General features: G+C 69.6%; 5 protein-coding genes. 3 read left to right on the forward strand and 2 right to left on the reverse strand.

Features of this window, described 5'->3' with window-relative positions; genetic code table 11:
- The 3 genes from H5J30_RS16040 to H5J30_RS16050 form a co-directional block, all read left to right on the forward strand.
- Positions 1–247, forward strand: a 247-nt coding sequence (locus H5J30_RS16040) for a PLP-dependent transferase (protein ID WP_181788114.1), incomplete at its 5' end; no start/stop codon positions are given.
- Between the two features lie 695 nt (positions 248–942).
- Positions 943–1,590: a DUF4360 domain-containing protein gene (locus H5J30_RS16045; RefSeq protein ID WP_181788115.1), complete on the forward strand. Its 648-nt coding sequence runs from the start codon at positions 943–945 to the stop codon at positions 1,588–1,590.
- Between the two features lie 344 nt (positions 1,591–1,934).
- Entirely contained in the window at positions 1,935–2,489 is a 555-nt protein-coding gene (locus tag H5J30_RS16050; RefSeq protein ID WP_037742255.1) for a DUF4360 domain-containing protein, read from the forward strand.
- Between the two features lie 156 nt (positions 2,490–2,645).
- Here H5J30_RS16050 and H5J30_RS16055 read toward each other — a convergent pair whose 3' ends face one another.
- Both H5J30_RS16055 and thrS read right to left on the reverse strand, forming a co-directional pair.
- Positions 2,646–3,206 (reverse strand): HIT family protein, encoded by a 561-nt coding sequence (locus H5J30_RS16055; protein ID WP_181788116.1) that lies wholly within the window; start codon positions 3,204–3,206, stop codon positions 2,646–2,648.
- Positions 3,207–3,271: 65 nt separating this feature from the next.
- Positions 3,272–5,254: a threonine--tRNA ligase gene (gene thrS / locus H5J30_RS16060; RefSeq protein WP_181788117.1), complete on the reverse strand. Its 1,983-nt coding sequence runs from the start codon at positions 5,252–5,254 to the stop codon at positions 3,272–3,274.
- Between the last annotated feature and the right edge of the window lie 196 nt (positions 5,255–5,450).

Consider the following 5,450-nt stretch of genomic DNA (forward strand, 5'->3'; position numbering starts at 1 on the left):
GGCGGGCGGCCGGGAGGCGGGGCGCAGGTTCGTCGAGTCGCTGCGGCTGGCGCTGCTGAGCCCGTCGCTGGGCGACGTCAGGACGCTCGTCATGCACCCGGCGAGCACGTCGCACCGCCAACTCGACGCCGCGGCGCTGGCGGCGATGGACATCGGCGAGGGCACGGTGCGGGTCTCCGTGGGCATCGAGCACCCGGACGACCTGTGGGCGGACCTGGCGCAGGCGCTGGAGAAGACGGCGGGCTGAGCAACTGCGGGCGTACCGCACGTCCATCAGCGACTCCACGGCCGCGTACCGCGGCTCCCGGCCCCGGTCGGACGCCATGCCCTCGGCGGGGGGATACCACGGCCGCCCCCGTCCCGCGATCCCCCGAGCGGACCCGCGGGTTGGGCCGAACGGCCTTTCCGCCGGTAACTCCCCGCACCGTAAACGCGTTATTCTGGCCGGACTGCGGCAGCCCGTACCGGGCACCCTGAGAAGTTGTTTCCTTACCGTCGCGTATTCCGAGCGTCCACCCGCGTAGACTTGACACTTGGCGACATGACGCCAACCCGGGTGGGAACTCGTTTTCGGACTCCTGTCCTTCTTCGTGGAATTCTTCTTCACAGTGGCTTTACCTGGCCCTAACATGAGAACGCTCCCACCTCACGCTCCATGAGGTCGGGGACGCATTCGGTACGGCACCCCCACCAACAGCGTTCCGCACGAATGCTTCCCAGTCCCCGAAGCCGCGCTCCCCCCTTCTTCACCCTCGCGCCCTCCCGGGCACCCGGGAGCTCTTTCGCCATGCCCTGCACGACCCTCAGGAGCGGGCGCACCTCTTCGGCCCGCCTGCGGCGCATGTGCTTTCACGAGCCGCAATCCGGCTCTCCCGTGCCCAATTCAGTACGGTCGGCGCCGGTTTCGTCCGGCCCGGTCCTGAGACAAAGGATAGGAGAAACATGTCCGGTAAGTTGATTGCTGGTGGAGCCCTGGCGGCCCTGGTCGCCGCCACCCTCTCCGCCCAGACCGCGGCGGCGGGCGAGGAGCCGGCCGACGGGCCCGCCGAGCAGATCAGGGTCGGCATCCAGACCATCAACGGGTCGGGGTGCCCCGCCGGCACGGCGGCGGTGGCGGCCAACGCCGACAACACGGCGTTCACCGTGACCTACAGCGACTACCTGGCCGTGGCGGGGGCCGGCGCCAGCCCGGTCGACTTCCGCAAGAACTGCCAGCTCAGCCTGGTGCTGGACGTTCCCTCCGGGTTCACGTACGCGATCCAGAGCGTGGACTACCGCGGCTACGCGTACCTGGCGGACGGCGCGTCCGGCCTGGAGCAGGCGTCGTACTACCACATGGGTTCTGCGGAGACGACCGCGAGCAACCAGACCTTCGACGGTCCGTACGACGACAACTGGCAGGTGACCGACTCCAAGGAGTGGGCCGAGCTGGTGTGGGCGCCCTGCGGCGAGCAGCGGAACTTCAACATCAACACCGAACTCCGGGTGTACCGCGGCTCCTCCGACCAGCGGGCGACGAGCCTGATGACGATGGACTCCACCGACAGCGCGGTGAGCACGAAGTACCACCTGGCGTGGAAGGAGTGCTGAAATACCGCGAAGGGTAAGCACCTTACCCGCGGTACGCCTTCGGAGACGGCGGCGCAATTCCCTGCCCGTCCCTCATTCGGCGGCGGTATGCCGCCGGTGTGTGTCTTGACGGAATCCGGCCAGCGGACCGTTTGCCGCCCGCTCGCCAGATTCCGCCCGCATGGCCCGCTCTTGGGCATTGCCGTGCCCGGGATACGGCCCATCCGACCGATTGGAGAACCATGACCCTTGTCGCAGGCAGTGTCCTGGCAGCATTACTGGCCGCGACCGTCACCAGCCCCATCGCGTCGCCGTCCAACGATATCGCGACGCCGCCGTACTTCGAAGACGTACCGCCCGACCAGATGGCGATCCAGGTGCTCACCGTCAACGGCACCGGATGTGAGCCGGGCAGCGCCGCCATCGCGGTCTCCGCGGACAACCAGGCATTCACCGTGACCTACAGCAACTACGTGGCCCTGGTCGGCGTCGGCGCCACGCCGACGGACTTCCGCAAGAACTGCCAGCTCAACCTGGCCATCAAGGTGCCGGGAGGCTTCACCTACGCCATCGCCGGTGTCGACTACCGGGGGTACGGCTACCTGGAGAACGGCGCGACCGGCATGGAAAAGGCGTCGTACTACTTCCAGGGCTCGCCCGACACGGACACCTTCACGCACAACTTCACCGGGCCGATGGACGACAACTGGACCACGACGGACGAGACCGACCTGGAGTCACTCGTCTGGGCGCCGTGCGGGGAGATCCGCAACTTCAACATCAACACGGAGCTCCGCGTCAACGCCGGCACGTCGAACCCCGCGACGACCACCAGCATGCTGACCATGGACTCGACGGACGGAGACATCGAGACGACGTACCACGTCGCCTGGCGGGAGTGCGTGCCGGGCGAGGACTGATCCGCGGCTAGCCGGGACACCCGCCCCGCACCGGGAGAGCGGCCCGGGGGCGTCGCACGCCCGGGTTCCCGGCGCGGGCGCGGGCCGGCGGGCACGTGCGTCCGCCCGCGTCAGGTGTATGGGTCACGACCGTCACCCACGGTCGTGACCCATACGCTAGCCCGCGGGCCAGGCGGCGGCGAGCATCGCGCGGGTGTCCGCGAGGAGTTGCGGCAGCACCTTGGTGTGGCCGACGACCGGCATGAAGTTCGTGTCCCCGCCCCACCGCGGCACCACGTGCTGGTGCAGATGCGCGGCGATGCCCGCACCCGCGACCGGGCCCTGGTTCATGCCCAGATTGAACCCCTGCGCCCCGGACGCGGTGCGCAGGGCGGTCATCGCACGCTTGGTGTACACCGCCAGTTCCGCGGTCTCCTCGTCGGTCAGCTCGGTGTAGTCCGCGACGTGCCGGTACGGGACGACCATCAGGTGCCCGCCGTTGTACGGGTACAGGTTCAGCACCGCGTAGACCTGTGCGCCGCGGGCGAGGATCAGCCCGTCCTCGTCGGACTTCTCCGGGATCGCGCAGAAGGGGCATTCGTCGCCGGCGGCGCTGCCGGTGGGCTTGTTCTCCCCCTGGATGTACGCCATGCGGTGCGGCGTCCACAGCCGCTGGAAATGATCGGGGGTGCCGACCCCGAGCTGCTGCTCCGGCTCACTGGTCATGGTCAGCAGCATATGGCGTGCGGCCCCGCGGGCCGGGCCCCGGGCCCGGCCCGGCCCGGCGCCCCGCCCGCGCCCGGTCAGGCCCCTGCGCGCTCCGCGACCGCGCGGGCCACCTCGTCGATCGCGTCGTCGATCGGCACGCCGTTGTTCTGCTCGCCGCTGCGGTAGCGGAACGAGACGGCGCCCTTGGCGATGTCGTCGTCGCCCGCGATGAGCATGTACGGAACCTTGGCCTTCTGGGCGTTGCGGATCTTCTTCTGCATCCGGTCCGAGGAGGAGTCGACCTCGGCGCGCAGCCCGCGCGCCCGCATCTTCGCCGCGACCTCCTGGAGGTACGGCACGTGGTCGTCGCCGATCGGGATGCCGACGACCTGCACCGGCGCGAGCCACGCCGGGAAGGCGCCCGCGTAGTGCTCCAGCAGCACGGCGAAGAACCGCTCGATGGAGCCGAAGAGCGCGCGGTGGATCATCACGGGGCGCTGCCGCGAGCCGTCGGCCGCGGTGTACTCCAGGTCGAAGCGCTCGGGGAGGTTGAAGTCCACCTGGATCGTGGACATCTGCCAGGTCCTGCCGATGGCGTCCTTGGCCTGCACGGAGATCTTCGGCCCGTAGAACGCCGCCCCGCCCGGGTCCATGACCAGCTGCAGGCCCTGCTTGCCGGCGGCCTGGCGCAGGATCTCGGTGGCCTCCTCCCAGACCTCGTCGGAGCCGATGGACTTCTCCGGGTCCTTGGTGGACAGCTCCAGGTAGAAGTCCTCCAGGCCGTAGTCGCGCAGCAGGTTCAGCACGAAGGTCAGCAGCGAGTCCAGCTCGCCGGCCATCTGCTCCTTGGTGCAGTAGATGTGCGCGTCGTCCTGGGTGAAGCCGCGGGCCCGGGTGAGGCCGTGCACGACGCCGGACTTCTCGTACCGGTAGACGGTCCCGAACTCGAAGAGGCGCAGCGGCAGCTCGCGGTAGGAGCGCCCGCGGGCGTCGAAGATCAGGTTGTGCATGGGGCAGTTCATGGGCTTGAGGTAGTAGTCCTGGCCCTCGTCGAGCTGCATGGGCGGGTACATGCCGTCGGCGTACCAGTCCAGGTGGCCCGACTTCTCGAAGAGCTTCCCCTTCGTCGCGTGCGGGGTGTAGACGAACTCGTAGCCCGACTCCTCGTGCCGCCTGCGCGAGTAGTCCTCCATGACGCGGCGCACGATGCCGCCCCTGGGGTGGAAGACCGCGAGGCCCGAGCCGATGTCCTCGGGGATGGAGAAGAGGTCCAGCTCGGCGCCGAGCTTGCGGTGGTCGCGCTTCTCGGCCTCGGCCAGGAACTCCAGGTGCGCCTTCAGCTCGTCCTTCGACGGCCAGGCGGTGCCGTAGATCCGCTGGAGCTGCGGGTTCTTCTCGCTGCCGCGCCAGTACGCGGCGGCGGAGCGCATCAGCTTGAACGCCGGGATCAGCCGCGTCGTCGGCAGGTGGGGGCCGCGGCAGAGGTCCTTCCAGCACAGCTCGCCGGTCTTGGCGTCGAGGTTGTCGTAGATCGTCAGCTCGCCGGCGCCGACCTCCGCGGACGCGCCTTCCGCGGCGTCGGCGGCGCTGCCCTTCAGGCCGATCAGCTCCAGCTTGTACGGCTCGGCGGCCAGTTCCTCGCGGGCGTCGGCGTCGGTGGTGACCCGGCGGGAGAACCGCTGGCCGCGCTTGACGATCTCCTGCATCTTCTTCTCGACGCGCTTGAGGTCGTCGGGGTGGAAGGGCTCGGGTACGTCGAAGTCGTAGTAGAAGCCGTCCTTGATGGGCGGGCCGATGCCGAGCCTGGCCGCGGGGAACAGCTCCTGCACCGCCTGGGCCAGCACGTGCGCGGTGGAGTGGCGCAGGATGTCCAGGCCGTCGGGGCTGTCGATCAGCACCGGCTCGACCTCGTCGCCGTCGGCGACCTCGTACGCGAGGTCCTTCAGCGCCCCGGCGACGCGGGCGGCGATCACGGTGCGCTGGCCGGGGAAGAGGTCGCCGGCCGTCGTGCCCGTCGTGACCACGCGCTCTTCCCGCTCGGCGGCATCGCGGCTGATGATCACACGGACGTCGGACACGGGGTCTCCTTCGCGGGGAACGGGTGCCGCGCGAGCGGCGGCACGGCGTGAATCGTACCGAGCGAGGGGGGTGCACGGCGAAATCGGGCACCGGGTGCCCGGACCGGTGCGCTCAGCCCTCGCCGTACGCCCCGTCGAACAGGTCCGGGTGCTCCTGCGGCACCTGTGAGAGCCGGTCGCGGCCGGCGTCCTCCAC

The sequence above is a fragment of the Streptomyces phytophilus genome (genome assembly GCF_013870535.1).
Classification (GTDB): domain Bacteria; phylum Actinomycetota; class Actinomycetes; order Streptomycetales; family Streptomycetaceae; genus Streptomyces; species Streptomyces phytophilus.

Coding starts and splice junctions, on each gene's coding strand:
- H5J30_RS16045 (WP_181788115.1), top strand. CDS start 943: ATGTCCGGTAAGTTGATTGCTGGTGGAGCCCTGGCGGCCCTGGTCGCC.
- H5J30_RS16050 (WP_037742255.1), top strand. CDS start 1,935: ATGGCGATCCAGGTGCTCACCGTCAACGGCACCGGATGTGAGCCGGGC.
- H5J30_RS16055 (WP_181788116.1), bottom strand. CDS start 3,206: ATGCTGCTGACCATGACCAGTGAGCCGGAGCAGCAGCTCGGGGTCGGC.